This is a genomic window from Coprococcus sp. AF102-57 (assembly GCF_027686195.1).
Taxonomy (GTDB): domain Bacteria; phylum Bacillota; class Clostridia; order Lachnospirales; family Lachnospiraceae; genus Allocoprococcus; species Allocoprococcus comes.
Map to the genome: position 1 here is coordinate 1 of NZ_JAQCSY010000028.1, position 17,755 is coordinate 17,755.

Consider the following 17,755-nt stretch of genomic DNA (forward strand, 5'->3'; position numbering starts at 1 on the left):
TACTTGTCTACCTAAAAGGGAGCATATCATTTCCAATTTTGGAAACAGTTCATCAGTAAGGTTTTTATGTTATAGAAATAATATTTTATTCAACGGATATTGCAGGAATGTTGCCAATCCGTTGCCAAAAAATAACGGAATTTGCTTGGAACCCGCATAAATACTGGATCTATTTTTGCAAAATTGTTTCTTAGCAAACCCTTCTATCCACTTTTTTAACAATCTTTACCATCCTACCTATCCTCTCTCCATACCTCTTACCAATCCTGTACACAAACCTCGAAAACACCTTTATTTTCAACAAAAAAAGGACACAAGACAGGCTTTGTATTACCTGTTTTGTATCCTAATTTGTGGATATTATTTTTTGCTAATTTAGTGAACAATGTTCGTTACACAATAACAAAAATCCTATTCAAACTCTACAAAGACTAACGCTTTTTGTTTAGGAATTATTCTCTGTAATGTTTCTCGTTCTTTTGATTATTTGATATATCCATATTATCCTGCCTATACGAGCTAATGTTATCATTTTGTTATCGGCATTGATAACACCTACTCGATAACTGTGGATAATAACTATATGTAGCATGTCAAATTATAAGCTATTTTGCTTAGAGATTCAACACAAAACTGAAATTTTACTTTTCCTTATATTCATCTGGTATTGCTATTTGAAATGTTTCACACAACAGCATCACATCATGCACATCATTTTTATCGTGTTCATATCCCAAATGAAGCATTACCTGACTCAATGGTTCAATACAAGAAACAGTTATATCTCCAACTTTTCCAATACCGGAAAAAGTTTTTGATGGAAATATATCTCCCTCATAAACAATTCCGTCATCTGTAAATTCAAAACAATGTAAATCAATGATTCTTTGTTTATCATCTTTCCAGACAGTATGACCATCCGTTGTATAATCAGTATTTACTTCCTCAAATCCATGCTGCTTAATCACATAAATATAATCATGATAATGTTTCAGTTCAACAAACAAATCAATATCATTGTGTATTCTTGATTCTCTTTTAAGAAGTGCATCAACACCCCATCCGCCATCTAAATATACTTTAATTTCGTTTTGCAAAGCATATTTTATAATTTCACATGCATCTTCTGTACGTACCATAATCTATCCTCCAAATTCAAATCTTTGTATGCTTTCCAACTCACTAAAAGCCTGAAATTTGTCAGTCTTTCATCCTTTTTGTTATCAATCACCAATTAGCTGTAATCCATTAGGATTTAGCTGATATATTTTATCGCACACCTCTTCAATATACTTTCTATCGTGAGAAATGCTAATGACAGCCCCCGGAAATTCTCGGAGCATTTTTCTTATTACCGGACCGGACAATGGTGAAAAATTTCTTGTCGGTTCATCCAGAATAAGAACATTTGCACCACTTAAGCTCATCCTCAAGAGAAGCACTTTCGCCTTTTGTCCGCCTGATAACTCCCGAATCGGATGCTCCATTTCATCTGGTGTGTATTTAAGTGAACCAAGGTATGTTCTAATTCTTGTACGCTCTTCTTTATCTCCTGTTTTATCAAGGTAATCAACCGGTGTAACATCCAAATCCAGCAGGTCTTCATAAGTTTGAGGCATATATTCTGCTTTAATGTCATTCCGATTTAGGAGTTCTTCCGCTATCTTTTTTAGAAGAGTCGTTTTTCCTGCCCCGTTGGCTCCTATCATACAGATTTTTTCTGAACCTTTTATTTTTAAATGAATTCCTTCTGCTAAAATTCTTTTGCCATCCGGAGTCACAAGCTTTGAAAGTTCATATTCTATGACCGTTTTTCCTGCGGGAATGTGTGAGTTTTCATCCCCTAATTTGACAAAGATTGCTTCTTCCTGTTCCGGCATCTGAGTCATATTTTCATCTTCTTTTTCAAATCTTCGTTCCATTGCCTTAACCGTATGCATTTTGTCCTTTAAGTTTTTGGCAACAGACGGTGCTTGTCTGGTACAACTTCTTAATGCACCTTGTACACTCTGCATAACTCTTTGATATTTTTCATCGCGAATCTTTTTCTCCCTACGGTCACTCAGTGCCCGCTGTTTTTGGATTTCAAATTTATGAAGCCGTTCTTCCACATAGCGTCTATAGGGAAGCTTTGCCACGGTATATCTCGCCTTTGTTTTTCGTATAATCTGCTCGATATGTATCACCATGTTGGCAGTACGCTCTATCAGCGTTTCATCGTGTGAAATAAAAAGCACAATGTGCTTCCAGTCATTTATGATTTTTTCCAGTAATGTAAGCGTCGCAATGTCGATGTCATTGGAAGGTTCGTCCAACAACAGCACAGAAACATCGCGAATGAAAAGCCTCATAAGTTGTGTCTTGACTTTTTCGCCTCCTGAAAGACTACCCATTGTCTGGTTACTGTAGAAAAAATCATTTTTCATTCCAAATTTTCCCGCAATAACAGACAATTCTTTAGGCGTTTTCTCCCAGAATATTTCCTCTTCAGAAAAATATTCGTATATTGTTTTTTCCTTATCTTCATCGAGCATCTCCTGCGGAAGATAACCAAGACGTTCGTGTCCCATTATCCTTTCCCCATCTGCTTCTATATAGTTTTCTACAAGCGACGGATTGTATATCCACTTCATTAATGTCGATTTCCCATTTCCCTCTTCTCCAATAATAACTGCCTTATCTCCATCATTTAGCACAAGGTTGAAATCATTAAGAATTATTCTCAGGTCTTTTTTATGTGTTAAATTTAATTTTTTTATCTGCAACATTAAAGTTTCTCCTTTTCGAAGTCTGAGCCAATTATTATTTTGAACACACAAAAACGAGTCTTTTTTGCATACGCAAAAATAGACTCGCTAAATAGACCCTTATTTCTTTTCCAAAAGGAAAACAAAGGAAATGCCTCTTGCGATAATCCAACTTAAGCGTACACAAAACAAACCTATTCTCTACAGGCTCAATAACTATATGTGTCTTACTTAAATCAAATTATCTATTAATCATTTCCTCACCTTACACAAAATGTGCCTTTCTTTCTTCTAATGGCAATACTATCATACTGTATTTTTTGTGTCAATACATTTCACCTTATGGAAGTGCAAATTAAAATTTTCACTTCCTAATTATACATCCAACCATTACGAAATTCAATCTTTCACAACCTCTTTACAACCACAACCACAGCACTCCAGCAAACGCAGGAGCACCATACCGTAAAACGCTTATGTGTAAATCAACTCCGTTCCTACAACTTCCCTCACACAAGCCTGAATATTATTCATTCTTCCAATCCATTCGTAGGGATTATCTTTCTTTAATTGTTCCGTCACATCTTGTCTGTCGGCATATTCCTTTACCAGTCGAAGAAACATATCCTCTGCTTGCTTATCGACTTCTGCAAGATAACTATGCAGCTTTCCGCTTGTCAGCAGGTTCATATATAACACTTTATAGTGTTCCTTTAAATGCCTTGCATGTCGTTTCCCCCATAAACCAATCGGCTCTATTTCTTCTTCGGCTGGTACTGTGATGTTCGGCAATAAATAATCACCCACCTGTCTATAAGTTCCGCCCATTTCTTCAAAAATTGTCTTTGTCATTTTCCTTTTCCTCCTGTGATTTTTGTCTATCGTGATCGTGTATTATCACGCTTGCGACCTTTAACTGTTCTTGCCTGCTCCAACAAATCATCTATCTGTTTGCGACCAAAAACCTTACGGAGCAGGCTGTAATCTTTATTTTCTGCTTTTAGGATTTTGTTTTCTTCGGTCAATCTTTCATTGACTTTCTCCAAACGCTGATTGGTGCGGTATAACTGTGCATTCGCTGTATTCAGCCTATGATAGTTGTCCCACCCCTCAAAGCAGCGGGCAAGCACCGTTTTGACAAGTTGCTTCAATTTCCTTACAACCGGCTCTGCCATTTTGGTTTTATATGCCTTTGCAGTCATAAATTTCTCTGGTTCTGGCAACTGATATTTCGGTGCAGTATCAAGCTCTATTTCAAGATTTGACAGCTCGTCTTTTGCCTTATCATAGTTCAATACTCGTTCCGACAACACATCAAATTCAATCTGTTTCTGCTCGATTTTCGCACCTAATGCCGCCACTTCTTTTTCTCTTTCCTGCTTTTTATAATCCAAAACAGAAAGATGTTTTTCGTGTGTGCCTAAATGTTCCCACTCAATCCCATAACGTTCCATCACCGCCGCAAGCTGTTCTTTTTCGGACTGTATCCATTGCGACCACTCCGTATCGCCACGACTGCCGCCCTTAAAACCTTGCGTTGCAAGAGCCTGCTTTAGTGACACTCTTGTATCAAGTCCACGCTTGCTGCCTGTGGTAAAAGGTACAAAATCTATGTGCAGATGTGGTGTAGCTTCATCCATATGCAGATGAGCCGAGAACACCCGAAGCTGTGGATTTCGCTCCTGAAAACCCTGATAGTATTCATCTAAAATCTGCTTTGCCAGTTCTCCGTTTTCCGTATCGGCGTTCATATTTCCCTTACCGCCCACCTGTAAAATGATTTCGTGGAACGGTTTTTCCTGCTTGGAACTTCGGATTTTTTCATAATAATCTTTTATCTTTCGGTCTGACCTTATCTGCTTGGCATTGTATCTTTCCAATGCTTCATCAAACAATTCGTGATAAACTGTCTTTATATTTTCATTGCAGTAGTCGATATTGAGATGAGTACGAGTTCCGTCTACATTTTCTGCTCGGAACTTTCGGCTATTGTGATTGACCGAGCCTTTACCGACCATTGCACTTATCGTTCTCTGCATTTTTTCATCTCCCATCTGTAAATTTCAACATTCTCAGGTTTTGTTACTTTTGTCAAAAGTAACGCAAAAGCACTTTTGACGGGTACACCCATCAAAAATGCGACCTGTAAACAGGTTTTGCGTTCTCCGAAGGCTCTCCGAGGGGTGAGCGTGTGCCGGTGGCACACACGCCTGCGAACCGACCGAGCCAGCAGGCGAGACCAAAGAGCCGCCTTTGAAAAGGCACTCTCTGCACACTCCCCTAAACTTTATCCGGTGTCAAAGTGTGACGATGGTGACAATGTTTTTCACAGCGTGCTGCTCTCAAAAACATTGACACCTTTGACACCGTTTGTCACGCCGTCTGCTCGGTTTCTTTCCAAAGTGAAACCTTTCTTCCGTCGTGTGTGCGGCTGTTCTGATAACGGATACCGTAATCACGAAACAGCCTGCTTGCGTTGATACTGAGCCTTAAAGAAAGTACATTCGGCTTTATATCCACCGCAAGCCTTTCGCAAAGTTCCGAAGCAGTTCCTTCCCATCTGTCACTTTCCGAAAAGAGCGTATCCGCTATCTTCTCAAGCAGAGGTTCGGGCGGTTCTTTCCACATCTCCGTTTCCGATTTTGCAAAGTTCCACACCAATCGCTCGCTGTCCCTTACAAGATGGATTTTCATATCCTGCTGGTCTCTGCCAGCAACATCAAGTGTGGCATTGTTGGAAGTACGCTTGTCCTTACTGAGAACAAATGCACCGTCTGCCGCACCCATCAGACCATTCGTGCCTGAAATCATATCGAATATATCTTCCGATTTTTGTTTGCGTGTATGATGAACAATAAGCATTGAAACCTTGTAACTGTCTGCCAACGCTTTCAGCCTTGCCACAACATCATAATCACTTGCGTAGCTGTAATCTGCTCCGCCTGCTTCACGCACACGCTTTAAGGTGTCTATGATAATCAAGCCTGTGTCTGGGTGTTCCCTCATAAACCCTCTTATCTGTTCTTCCAGTCCGCCATTGACCGTTTTACATTCCGTTGCGAAATACAGATTGCCTGTCTCCTTTGCACCGAACATCTGAAACAATCGCTTCTGCAAACGTGGGTAATCATCTTCAAGGGCAAAATAAAGCACCGTTGCCTTACGCACCTTATACTCCCAAAGCGGTGTGCCTGTGCTGATATGATAGGCAAGCTGTGCCATCATAAAGCTCTTTCCCACTTTCGGGGAACCTACGAAAAGGTAAGTTCCCCTTTGGAGCAGACCGTCGATAAGTGGTGTCTGAACCTCAAACACCGTATCATACAGCGTTGTCATTGATACTGTTTTCAGATAGGAAGGGTCTAACTGTCTGAGTATTTCCCTTTGCATTTCTTCAAAAGATTGCTCGTACCCCTTGAAATCCGTATCCTGATTGACTATACTATTGTCAGTACATTTGGAAAGTGACTGTTCCGCATCTGTTGCCGCAGATACATTTGGAATAGTCATTTCTTTTTTATTCTCCATTCGCATCCTCTCCTTTCAAACCGCCGAGAATAATGGAAATCAGTTCTATTACACTCAGCAGTTCATCATCCACACCTTTTCCTGCTTCAATCCTTTTCAGTTCCGCAAGGACTGTGGCAAATTCCGTTTTCAACGCCTTATACACTCTCGGATTGCCCTGTACCACCACATCCTGATTTAAGCAACGGCGGTAACAATACTCCTGTTTTGGCAATCCTGATAGAGCTACAGCTCTGTTAATGAGTTCGTTTTCTTCGGGCGATACTCGAAACCCTACTGTGATATTCCTCCAACGATTTTTGTTATCTCTGTTCTTAGCTGACATTTTCAAAATCTCCTTTCCCTAAATCATCTAATTTTTCTGCCATCTCAATCTGCTTTGACGGAAAGAGGTGTGCGTACTGATAAGTAATATCAATACTTTCGTGACCAACTCGGTCAGCAATCGCCACCGCAGAAAAGCCCATATCAATCAAGAGTGAAATGTGGCTGTGACGGAGATCGTGAATGCGGATACGCTTCACGCCTGCCGCCTTTGCCCCTCTGTCCATCTCGTGATGAAGATAGCTTTTCGTCACCGTAAAGATACGGTCTTTCTTCTTCAATCCGTAAAGCATACCGAGATATTCTTTCATTTCCTCACACAGAAACTTCGGCATTTTAATCGTGCGGTTGCTCTTTTTCGTTTTCGGAGAAGTAATCACATCCTGCCCTTTCAAACGCTGATAGGATTTATTGATTGTGACTGTTTCCTTATCAAAGTTGAAATCTGCCGGAGTCAAAGCTAACAGCTCGCCCTCTCGGATACCGCACCAGTAAAGCATTTCAAACGCATAAAAGGAAACAGGCTTGTCCATCATCTCAAAAGAGAATTTCTTGTATTCTTCCTTTGTCCAGAACAGCATTTCCTTGTGTTCCTCACGTCCCATATTTCCCACCTTTGCCGCAGGATTGGAACGCAGTTCATAGTAGCGGACAGCGTGATTGAAAATGGCGGACAACTGATTGTGCAGCGTTTTCAGATACGTCTGTGAATAAGGCTTTTTCTTCTCATCACGATAGGCAAGCATTTCATTCTGCCAAGTAATAATCTCCTTTGTGGAAATCTCGCTGATTTTCAGTTTCCCGAAATACGGAAGTATCTTTGTGCGTATGATATGCTCTTTGGTAAGCCACGTGTTTTCCTTCAAACGGTTCTTCACATCATTGATATAAAGCTCCGTAAAGGCTTCAAAACTCATATCAAGGTCTGAAGAAGTCTGCAATTTGAACATTCTTTCCCATTCCTGTGCTTCTCGTTTGGTAGCAAAGCCACGCTTGCATTTCTGCTTGCGTTCCCCTTTCCAGTTCACATACCTTGCCATCACATACCAAGTACCGTTATCTTCATTCTTAAATACCGGCATTTACATTTCCCCCTTTCCTGCTCCGTAGAGCCTTTCGTAAAAATACTGGCGATTTACACGCCCTGCAATCGTAATAAAGCCCTTTGCTTTCAATTCCTCATTTAATTGTCTGATGAGTTTATATGCATAAGGTTTTGATACGTTTAGTTCCTGAGCCACATCTTCGGCTCGGATAAATCTGTTTTCCATATCCTTTTTCTTCCTTTCTTAAAATAATTTTTTGCTTGCCGCTTTCTCCGTGTTAAAGTTCCAACAGGCACTCCTGCTTGTCGGCAGGCGCTGTGCTGTCCCAATGCACCGCAGTACATCAGGCGCTCGCTCGTATAGGGGTTCCCGAAAAGTCGGAGACTTTTGGGGAAGAGGAGGAGCAGTGCAGCGAATGAGCTTTTGTGCTTGCACACAAGCGAACGATACGGAACTTGCTCCGACGAGGTCTTGGCGGTTTGGCTTTTCGGACGGTCATTCAGTTGTCGCATTAAGCATATTTGTTTAATTCGTAATTTATTTTACTAAACATATTTGCTATTGTCAAGTGGTTGCAAAGAAAATATTAAACATTTTTGTTTCGGTTTTTCTTGACTTCCACTAAACATTTCTGCTATACTTATTTCACTAAATATAAAAGGAGCGTATCATTATGGCTATCAGCGAAAGAATACATTTTTTCAGACTAATGCGTGGTATGACACAAAAGTATCTCGGTACAGCAATCGGTTTTCCAGAAAAGAGTGCTGATGTGCGTTTGGCACAGTACGAAACTGGTACACGCAAACCGAAAGCAGACCTTACAAATGCATTGGCACAGGTGCTTGATGTTTCTCCACAGGCTCTTGATGTTCCTGACATAGACAGCTATATCGGTCTTATGCACACTCTGTTTACCCTTGAAGATATTTACGGTCTTACTGTCAGTGAAGCAGACGGAGAGGTATGCTTAAAGGTCAACAAGGACAAAGGCAGAGAAGCATATGAACTCCTCAAAATGCTGTATGCTTGGAAAGAACAGGCAGACAAGCTATCTTCCGAAGAAATCAACAGAGAAGAATACGATAACTGGCGTTACCATTATCCAGAGTTCGACACCACACAGCGTTGGGCAAAAGTTCCATCACAGGAATTAAGTGACGCTCTCGTGGAAGCATTCAAAGACCACTTGAAAGATAAATAAGCACCTACAGGACCTGCCACTGGCAGCTCCCTACAGATGCTTTGGCAACGACAAAAAAGCCCTTAACTATGGTTATTAACCACAGCTAAGGGCTTAGTTTATAATATGGAATTTGTTCAGAGCCAAGCTCCGAACTTTAGTCTGCAAGCCACCTGTTAATTGTTCCGTTACCCATAAACCACTGGATAACAAGAATAATGGCACTTGCTATGACTGTTATCAATTTGTTATCAAAAGACTAATCGAAATCGCTGAAACCCGCATAAACACTGGCTTTTTTAAGCAACTCGATTTATTCAAACTCCAGACAGACAGTACGGAGTATTAACGCATATAGACGATTTTAAAGGCTTTTTAACCAGTTAAGAGCAACATAGCCACATAATCTAAATTTTAAAAATGCAATAAAAATGCAATGAGTGACACGACTACTTGCTATACTTCCATCGGCTTCTTCTTGATACCAACACTATGAAAAGTCCGATTACAATTAAATATACTTTGAAAGGAAGATCACCATGAATTACAAATTAGAACTCAAACAAATCGTGGAATTTCCACGCTGTCGCATTTACCGTGACTTCATACAAACTTTAATCACTACCAAGAGCATCCGAACTACCGGGGGCTCTTTTCTTTTTTATTATCTGGTATTATGCTCCTATGCAAATTACCGCACATCCTACCGCCGGATGGAACACATTACCTATACCATTGGTCCAGGAGAGTGGATCTGCACAGTCACAGATCTTCAGGAATGGTTTCGCTGCCGTTTCCAACATCAAGCGTTGTCCATCCTTCGATTTTTTGAAGAGCAGAATTACATTACCTACTCTCTTCTCGGCAAAAACCGCCTGGTCAAATTCAAAATATCAGACTGGTCCAAAGACAATACCGTATTGGAATACAACTATCCCTGTAAAAAAGATACAGGGTTTTTCTTTTTCCCGATTGCCAAAGTTCACGAACTAATTGGCATTGGAAAATGCTCGGAAATGGATGTTATTCTGGATCTGTGGATTCATGCAGTTTACAACGATTCCTCTGTCCTGGGATCTGATTCCGGTCCCATTGTCTATTACCGGGATAATACCGGAAATCCCCTTACCAGCTTTAATGAACTGGGTGAAAGGTGGAGTCTGTCAAAGGCATCGGTATCACGACTCTTGAAGAAACTGGAGGAAAAAGAATACATTACACTTATCTCATTTACAGGAAAACACGGAAGCGTAATTTATCTCAACAATTACCTGTCCGTGATGTTTAATATCAGCGACGTTATGATTGACAAGGAGGAGATCGCTATGAAGATGCAATTACCAATCCATGTACCTGAAGAAATCACTATTGAGGATTCTGCTTCTGTTAGCGTTTCAGAAACTGTCACAGACTCACAAATCACCGTTACAAAAAATGATTCCTGCGTTCCAGATTCACACATGAAATTTATCGTGCAAAAAGTCGCAGAACTATTGGATTCACAAGGGATTCCATGTTGCCACTGCTCCAAAACCCGCTATATATTATCTCCATTATCAGCCTGCAAAGATATATTTAATACATTTACTCTAAATATTATCTGTCCCTACGGAAATGCCGCTTATCGGTTTGAGTTGTCCGTAAGTCCAGGGGATGAGTCTGCCCAAAAGATGCCTGCCGTGGCAGAGCCTTCTGCACTGAAAGGGGGGAAATAGACATGGCAAACCGCAATACACAGGGATTTCCTTCACCCGAAGAAGATCCACGTTTTCACGACACCTATCAGTTTTTACGCAGATACCGGGATGCAACCTACAGCCTGAAGGTAGTCGTACACCAGATGGAGCACCAGTTTAAGCTCCAATACGACAATGACATCGACAAATTTCTGGACTCCATCTATGCTGCCGGGGCTGATCTTACCGGAAGCGACATCGAACAACGGGCAAAAAGTATTGCCAGAAGCAACCAGATGCTGAAGCTTTTGGAATCATCCATCGATCTCCTCCGGAACAATCACAAGCATGGGGAACAGTATTACTGGATTCTCTACTACGCTTTTCTCTCTCCACAGGAAATGAAAAATACAGATGAGATATTGGATAAGCTGGCTCACCACATCACCAATATTTCCTACCGCACCTATTACCGGAAACGCAGGGCTGCGATTGAAGCACTCAGTACCATCCTTTGGGGATTTACTGCAAAAGAGACATTGGATACGCTCAACAAGTTCTTTCCAGAGTAATACATATCGCCTATCTCCTCGGCTTTTCGTAATATCATAAAAATGTTATACTAAAAAATGCAAAATATATATTGACTCTCACGGAACGTCATAGCGTACAGTTATCTTATCAGGAACAGGAGGTCAGCAACTATGAGGACAGTCAAAGAAATATCAGAACTTACAGGTATCAGCGTTCGCACGCTTCACTATTACGATGAAATCGGGCTTTTAAAACCAACACAAAAAAGTGATGCGGGATACCGGCTTTATGACGATAGGGCATTGGAAATATTACAGCAGATTCTGTTTTTCCGTGAGTTTGACATTCCTTTGAAAGAAATCAAAGCTGTTCTGGAGAATCCTGCTCTTGAAAAGAACCAGATCTTGCAAATGCAGAGAAAAATGTTGGTAGCAAAGAAAGAACGTATGGAACATCTGATTGCCAGCATTGATGATATCCTGAAAGGAGAGAATAAAATGGATTTTGCGATTTTTAGTAAAACGGAAGTTGAAGAAATGTTCCAAACTATGTTTGAACATATGCCTGACAATATGAAAGAACTTGCTGTAAAAGAGTTTGGAAGCATTGAAGAATGGAAAAAGCATTATATTAAGACAGTTTCATCAGAAGAAATGCAGAAAGGCTATGCTAAAGTTGTTGAGTGGTATGGAGGAAAAGAGCAATTCCTGTCTGTTGCCAACAATCCTATTAGCAAAGAGGCTGCAGAAAGTTACAACCAACAATTTGACAATCTTTTATACAAATTAGCAGCTAAAAAAGTATGTTCACCAGATTCTTCTGAAGTAAGAGAACTTGTTTCCGAATACGGTTTTCTTATGAAACAACTTTCACAGATAAAGAAAGAACACGGTCTGATGGTTGCACAGGCTCAATATTACCGTAATGAAAAAATCAAACCTATGATAGATGAAAAATACGGCAATGGTACAGCCGAATTCTTCGCACAAGCTTTCGAAGCATTTTATAAAGACAAGTAATCATTAGAACTACACAAAAGCACAACAATACACCATGCAGGGAATCAAAATGGTTTCCTGCTTTTTTTATGCCAACCAGTGAAAATGGCACAGAAATGACCTGCTTCTGCGATTGAAGCGTAAAATTACCCATGCTACAATAGGTATTGCTTATAGTTTTCCTTATTTCCAGCACCCATAGATGGTGCTTTTTTTGTACCTGTAAATTCAATCGCTGACAGCAGGTTCTATGTACTTTGTACGTACACTATACTTACAATACCAAACGTATCCTGTACGTACAGCCATATGTATAAAGTTTCCTATTATATATAGAAGGGAGTCAATCATGAAAACAAGGAACGAAATCTATCAAGGAGAGGGAGCCAAGCTCTTACGGTTCATTACCACTTACCATACTCTGAGGTATGACCAGGTTTTACAACTTTTCTCCCGACATGAGCAGTCTATCAAGTCATTGATTACCAGCCTCATCAAACAAGGGCGCATCATTTACGATAAAGAGCATGACCTTCTTTGTGACAGCCAGCAGTCTGCTGAGAATCCTGACTATGCTATAATTACATGCTTCTGGGTACTGCTGGATTTTAAGAAAGGTGTTGTATACCACACCAGTGGCGAATTTCCAATCAAGCTCAATTTCTTTTCGCAAGATGAACAATACGAAATCATCTATATCGGTGAAGAACAGGAGGCTCTGATCAATCATGTGATGGAAAGTATCCCATCACATGGTTCCAAACGCCTGATTGTCTTAGAATCCGAAAGCCAGGCTGCCAAAATCACCATTGATGATGTAGCCGCTTACTGCCTTGTAAATGAATCCGGTGCTGTCAGTTACTACATGAGAAAGTAGGTTATTATGACGCAAAATACACCAACCATTTACCAGCGGCTTGAAAAACTGGAAGGGGAGCTGCAAAAACTGACGAATACCGTTTACGCTCTGAAGGTCACTGATATCCAGAATTATGATAAAAATTTTGAGGAACTGAGCGTCAGTGCTGCTCTTCGGGCGGAGCGGATTGCCTGCCAGATGCGTAACCTTGTCTGTCCGGCTCTCTCCCCAAATCAAGCAGCTTATCTTCCCAAAGCGGCAGATGCACAGGGAATGCGGATTGCAGAACAGCAGGGGATTCTCACCATTACGCTTCCCGGACTGCTTCCGAAACGAAGAGTCCACACAAACACTGCATTTCTCCATGAACCGCTTAATTATATGCTTCGGGAGTATGTAAAACAAAATGCCCTGCCCCTCTATCGTGACTGCGTGATATGTTTCAGTCAAATATATGACAGGGAACTTCCTCAAAGACGTATCCGGGATTATGACAATCTGGAGTTTAAACAGATTCTGGATACACTTTGTACTTATGTTCTGACAGATGACAGCGGCTTTTTCTGTGATTCCTACTACACGACACAGCTTGGCTTAAAGGACTGTACACTGGTATCGGTTATGGAAAAAGCTGACTTTCCGAAATGGCTGCAGAACCAGAAAAATCATCACGAAAGCATGTCGGAAAATCTCCTGACTTCTCAGGCAGAAATCCGACATCGGTAAGAACCACCGCAGGGAACTTTGTTTTCTTGCTTTTTTTATCTCCAAACCACCGGAGATTTACCCAAGTATAGGCTTGCATGGGTAAGAACTGAATTGAGGTGATGCTTATTTGATAAGACCTGACACTACGAAATACCGCTTACTGGAAATGATAGGGATGTGCGGGGAATTTCCCGCAGACCAGCTAAACAGACTCATCCCAAGTGCCTCCTATGCGGAAAAACTCATTACGGATTTGAAGGCGGAACACCTCATCCGTACCCACTACCGGGATGCTCTCAGAGGCTACCGTCTTACAAAAGCTGCGAAAGAGATGCTGTTATCTGTCTCGCCGCTACGCTTCCAGTGCTATCTGACCGGCAATACCGAGACGAACCTCATCCGAAGTGAAGTATCCCGACGTATCCGCTTACATCAGAAAGCCGAAACGTATCTGACACTCCTTCATGCCGGGATTCCCTTTTATCCGGATGTAAAACCTGACATCTTCTGTAATCACCGCGAAGCTGGTTCCATCGGTATGCGAAGCCTTCCTCTTTTTTACGCTTCCAGAGAAATTAAGGAATTGGGCCCGGAGACCACGAAGATTAGGAACTCCCGCAGCATGGGCATCCTGATGGCACCGCAATGTGTCTATGTCCTTTATAACACGGGAAACGGAGTCCTGAAATGGGAATATCGAACGGAAGTCCGCTTAAACGCCTTCCTGCAGCATTACCTGCAAGGCTACCCTTACAACGGACATCCACAGATCCGGGCAATCATGACCGGAACCGACATGGAAATGGCTTTCCGGCTGTTTACCAGTACCGGAGGCTACAAAAAGAGCCTGTTTATGCTGGACACCTCCTTCGAGCATTTCCATTACCTTCCCAATACTCCGGAAGGGGAAGTGCTTTTAAAACTGCTGGTTCACCCTGAGATCATGGAAAAGCTGGACAACCTCCTGCTGTCCGATCTGGGCTGCCGCAGCGATTCAATTCCACTGGAACATGATGCCACGGATGCTTCCGGGAACCCCATCCTTCTTGCTTATGATTTTGACATGCAGCGAATCAACCGGTTCAATACCGGCTTAAATGTATACGGCAGATCCGGGAACCTGATCTGTTTCGATTTTCAGATTCCGGTCCTGAAAAAATACTTAACTGCCACAATCCATTTCTCCAGTATTGACCTTTGCAAATTCAAAAGGGGGTTTTTACATGAACCGTAAATGGTGGAAGCTCATTTATATGCTTCCGATCACCTTCTGCACCCTCTATGCAGGAGGCTATGTTGCTCAATTTATCCGCAACTATCAGACCTGGGAATCTGCCGGCAATTTTGCCGGAAACGGAACTGCCCCGCAGATCCCCTCCCCGCACCCGCTCGCCTGTCTGGATGCCCTGACTGCTTTCCCGTACAATCTGTATGGGATTTTTCTATGTCTGGCAGCTTTTGGACTCCTGACCTTCCTTCTCATGCGTATGGGATTTGACCGAAACGGGGAAATAACAGACCGGGGCCGGAACCTGAATTATTCCACAAAGGGAACCTATGGGACTTCCGGTTTTATGACTTTGGAGGAAATGCATCAGGTACTGGAGCTTACGAATGATGTCAAGAAACACAAGGGAACCATTCTTGGAAAACTGAACGGAAAAGCCGTTTGTCTCCCGAAGGATACCCGCATGAACCGGAATATTGCCGTTTACGGTGCCAGCGGTTCCATGAAAAGCCGGGCCTTTGCACGCAACATGATCTTCCAGTGTGTTGCCCGCGGGGAAAGCCTCATCATCACCGATCCAAAATCGGAATTGTACGAAAGTACAGCCACTTACCTTGAGAATGCCGGATATATCGTGAAATCCTTTAATCTTGTAAACCCGGAAAACTCGGATAGTTGGAATTGTCTGGGTGAAATTGGCGGACAGGAAACCATGGCACAGGTATTTGCTGATGTCATCATCCAGAATACCGGTTCTGCCAAAGGCGATCACTTCTGGGACAATGCCGAGATGAACTTATTAAAAGCTCTGATTCTCTATGTGGATCAGGGATTCCCACCGGAGGCAAAGAATATCGGACAGGTATACAAACTCCTGACCATGAGTTCGGAAAAAGAACTGAACAGCCTCTTTGACCTGCTTCCGGTCTCCCATCCGGCAAAAGTCCCCTACTGCATCTATAAGCAGGCAAGTGACACGGTACGTTCCGGCGTCATCATCGGACTCGGTTCCAGACTTCAGGTATTCCAGAACAAGCTGATCCGCCAGATCACTTCCTATGATGAGATCAACCTGACGCTGCCGGGAAAAGAAAAATGTGCATACTTCTGCATCACTTCGGATCAAGACAGCACTTTTGATTTTCTTTCTTCCCTGTTTATGACCTTCGTATTTATCAAACTGGTCCGTTATGCAGACACCTATGGGGAAGATGGAAAACTGCCGGTTCCGGTACATATCCTGGCTGATGAGCTGGCGAATACGGGAGCAATCCTATCGCTCAACAAAAAGATTTCCGTGATCCGAAGTCGAAACCTCAGTATTTCCTGCATTTTCCAAAACCTGCCTCAGATGCAGAACCGGTATCCCTTAAACCAATGGCAGGAAATCATCGGGAACTGCGACACTCAGCTATTTTTAGGCTGTACGGATGAGGTAACTGCTACATTTATCTCTAACCGCTCCGGTGATGTGACCGTTGGTGTCAGCAGCGAAGCCAAACAATTAAATAGCTGGAGGGTATCCGATTATACACCGGAATACCGCCAGACCAGATCCATCGGGAAACGAAAGCTCTTAACTCCGGATGAGATCCTGCGGCTCCCGCTGGATACTGCACTGATTATCCTGCGTGGTCAGAAGGTACTGCAGGTAGAAAAATACGATTACACCCTGCACCCGGATGCCCAAAAACTCATTCCCCGGAAGGCTTCCGAACATATTCCGGAATGGAGAAAAGGAGCATGTAGTGAAGAATATACGTACACTCCAACTATTCCTGCTTCCCACCCGAAAAAAACCGCTTCTTATGGAAAGCAGAAAAAGAAAAAAGCTGAACCGCACTTTGACCAGCAAAGCGTTTATCAGGAACCTGGCTATCACGATTTCCCGGATGACTTCTCAGCAGATGACTATCCGGATCACACAGACATGGTTCCTTTAGATAAAGATTCTATCATGTCATAATTTGAAAGGAGACACTATGATGCCAAACGAAACAACCAACACACCTATTTTAACTCTGGATTCCGATGCAAAGCTGGAAACAGCTCAGTCCATTTCAGACCTTACCTGGCATGAGATCCAGAATGCCTACCGTACCCGCCGGATCTTAACCGGAATGCTTGGCGGTATCGAGAAAACAGAAAACGGCAGCCTCATTGCCGTGGTTTACTACAAGGATTTCCGTACTGTCATCCCGGTAACTGAGATGATGATCCATCTCATGCAGGATGAAGCACACGATTATGGGGAGCTTGCCCTGCGGCAGAACAAAATCCTCAACAATATGCTTGGATGTGAGATTGATTTTCTGATCAAGGGATTAGATCCGAAGACACGCAGCATTGTCGCCAGCCGGAAAGAAGCGATGCTGAAGAAACGCCAGATCTTCTATCTGGATAAAGATGCTTCCGGAATGCCGAAAGTTTATGAAGACCGTATCGTGCAGGCAAGAGTCATTGCCGTTGCGGAAAAGGTAGTCCGGGCGGAAATTTTCGGTGTGGAAACCTCCATTCTTGCCAGAGACCTGTCCTTCGACTGGATGGGTGATGCCAGAGAACGCTTCCAGGTAGGCAATCACATCCTGGTACGCATCCTGGATGTGCGGGCAGACTCACCGGAGCAGGTCATTGTCCACGCAGATGTCAAAAGTGTGGAAGGCAACACCAGCAAGGAAAACATGAAAAAATGTAAGATTCAGGGAAAATACGCCGGAACTGTGGAAGACATCCATAAAGGCACCGTCTTTGTCCGGCTCTCCATCGGTGTCAATGCCATTGCCCACTCCTGCTATGACAGCCGGACAGTCGGGAAAAAGGATCAGGTATCCTTTGTGGTGACGCATATTGATGAGGAACGGAACGTTGCCCTCGGCATCATCACCCGCATCATCAAGCAGACCATTTAAAATTATAGGTTGTTC

The 17,755-nt window shown here is 42.5% G+C and carries 17 protein-coding genes; 9 read left to right on the forward strand and 8 right to left on the reverse strand.

Translation table 11 applies throughout. The features are described from left to right. Positions 1 to 641: 641 nt before the first annotated feature. The 8 genes from PGZ10_RS14515 to PGZ10_RS14550 form a co-directional block, all read right to left on the reverse strand. A complete protein-coding gene (locus tag PGZ10_RS14515) occupies positions 642 to 1,139 on the reverse strand; it encodes a nucleotidyltransferase domain-containing protein (RefSeq protein ID WP_009247521.1) in 498 nt (165 codons plus the stop codon). An 84-nt stretch (positions 1,140 to 1,223) separates the two neighbouring features. After that, entirely contained in the window at positions 1,224 to 2,768 is a 1,545-nt protein-coding gene (locus PGZ10_RS14520; RefSeq protein ID WP_009247522.1) for an ATP-binding cassette domain-containing protein, read from the reverse strand. Between the two features lie 453 nt (positions 2,769 to 3,221). Beyond that, entirely contained in the window at positions 3,222 to 3,599 is a 378-nt protein-coding gene (locus PGZ10_RS14525) for a TnpV protein (protein ID WP_009247523.1), read from the reverse strand. Positions 3,600 to 3,625: 26 nt separating this feature from the next. After that, on the reverse strand, positions 3,626 to 4,765 hold the full coding sequence (locus tag PGZ10_RS14530; RefSeq protein ID WP_019190307.1) for a plasmid recombination protein: 1,140 nt from the start codon (positions 4,763 to 4,765) through the stop codon (positions 3,626 to 3,628). 355 nt (positions 4,766 to 5,120) lie between these two features. Further along, the gene (locus PGZ10_RS14535; protein WP_009247525.1) at positions 5,121 to 6,275 is read right to left on the reverse strand and encodes an AAA family ATPase; all 1,155 of its coding nucleotides are present in this window, start codon (positions 6,273 to 6,275) and stop codon (positions 5,121 to 5,123) included. Then, the gene (locus PGZ10_RS14540) at positions 6,265 to 6,600 is read right to left on the reverse strand and encodes a plasmid mobilization protein (protein WP_009247526.1); all 336 of its coding nucleotides are present in this window, start codon (positions 6,598 to 6,600) and stop codon (positions 6,265 to 6,267) included. Before PGZ10_RS14540 ends, PGZ10_RS14535 begins: the two co-directional genes overlap by 11 nt. Beyond that, on the reverse strand, positions 6,590 to 7,681 hold the full coding sequence (locus PGZ10_RS14545; RefSeq protein WP_009247527.1) for a site-specific integrase: 1,092 nt from the start codon (positions 7,679 to 7,681) through the stop codon (positions 6,590 to 6,592). Before PGZ10_RS14545 ends, PGZ10_RS14540 begins: the two co-directional genes overlap by 11 nt. Beyond that, the gene (locus PGZ10_RS14550; RefSeq protein ID WP_009247528.1) at positions 7,682 to 7,870 is read right to left on the reverse strand and encodes a transcriptional regulator; all 189 of its coding nucleotides are present in this window, start codon (positions 7,868 to 7,870) and stop codon (positions 7,682 to 7,684) included. 448 nt (positions 7,871 to 8,318) lie between these two features. On the opposite strand from PGZ10_RS14550, the gene PGZ10_RS14555 reads away from it, so the two are divergent. From PGZ10_RS14555 to PGZ10_RS14595, 9 genes are all read left to right on the forward strand, one after another. Next, a complete protein-coding gene (locus PGZ10_RS14555) occupies positions 8,319 to 8,849 on the forward strand; it encodes a helix-turn-helix domain-containing protein (protein WP_009247529.1) in 531 nt (176 codons plus the stop codon). A gap of 518 nt (positions 8,850 to 9,367) precedes the next feature. After that, entirely contained in the window at positions 9,368 to 10,543 is a 1,176-nt protein-coding gene (locus PGZ10_RS14560; protein WP_270541705.1) for a MarR family transcriptional regulator, read from the forward strand. Between the two features lie 2 nt (positions 10,544 to 10,545). Beyond that, positions 10,546 to 11,076: a hypothetical protein gene (locus PGZ10_RS14565; RefSeq protein ID WP_005333547.1), complete on the forward strand. Its 531-nt coding sequence runs from the start codon at positions 10,546 to 10,548 to the stop codon at positions 11,074 to 11,076. Positions 11,077 to 11,208: 132 nt separating this feature from the next. Continuing rightward, on the forward strand, positions 11,209 to 12,057 hold the full coding sequence (locus PGZ10_RS14570) for a MerR family transcriptional regulator (RefSeq protein ID WP_270541707.1): 849 nt from the start codon (positions 11,209 to 11,211) through the stop codon (positions 12,055 to 12,057). A 328-nt stretch (positions 12,058 to 12,385) separates the two neighbouring features. Continuing rightward, positions 12,386 to 12,913, forward strand: a complete 528-nt coding sequence (locus PGZ10_RS14575; RefSeq protein WP_005333543.1) for a DUF5697 family protein — start codon at positions 12,386 to 12,388, stop codon at positions 12,911 to 12,913. Positions 12,914 to 12,919: 6 nt separating this feature from the next. Next, a complete protein-coding gene (locus PGZ10_RS14580) occupies positions 12,920 to 13,621 on the forward strand; it encodes a DUF6100 family protein (protein WP_005333541.1) in 702 nt (233 codons plus the stop codon). A gap of 109 nt (positions 13,622 to 13,730) precedes the next feature. Next, entirely contained in the window at positions 13,731 to 14,837 is a 1,107-nt protein-coding gene (locus PGZ10_RS14585) for a hypothetical protein (protein ID WP_022415648.1), read from the forward strand. Next, on the forward strand, positions 14,827 to 16,797 hold the full coding sequence (locus PGZ10_RS14590) for a VirD4-like conjugal transfer protein, CD1115 family (RefSeq protein ID WP_270541709.1): 1,971 nt from the start codon (positions 14,827 to 14,829) through the stop codon (positions 16,795 to 16,797). Before PGZ10_RS14585 ends, PGZ10_RS14590 begins: the two co-directional genes overlap by 11 nt. Before the next feature lie 19 nt (positions 16,798 to 16,816). Next, a complete protein-coding gene (locus PGZ10_RS14595; protein WP_181988849.1) occupies positions 16,817 to 17,740 on the forward strand; it encodes an RNA-binding protein in 924 nt (307 codons plus the stop codon). The last annotated feature ends 15 nt before the right edge of the window (positions 17,741 to 17,755 follow it).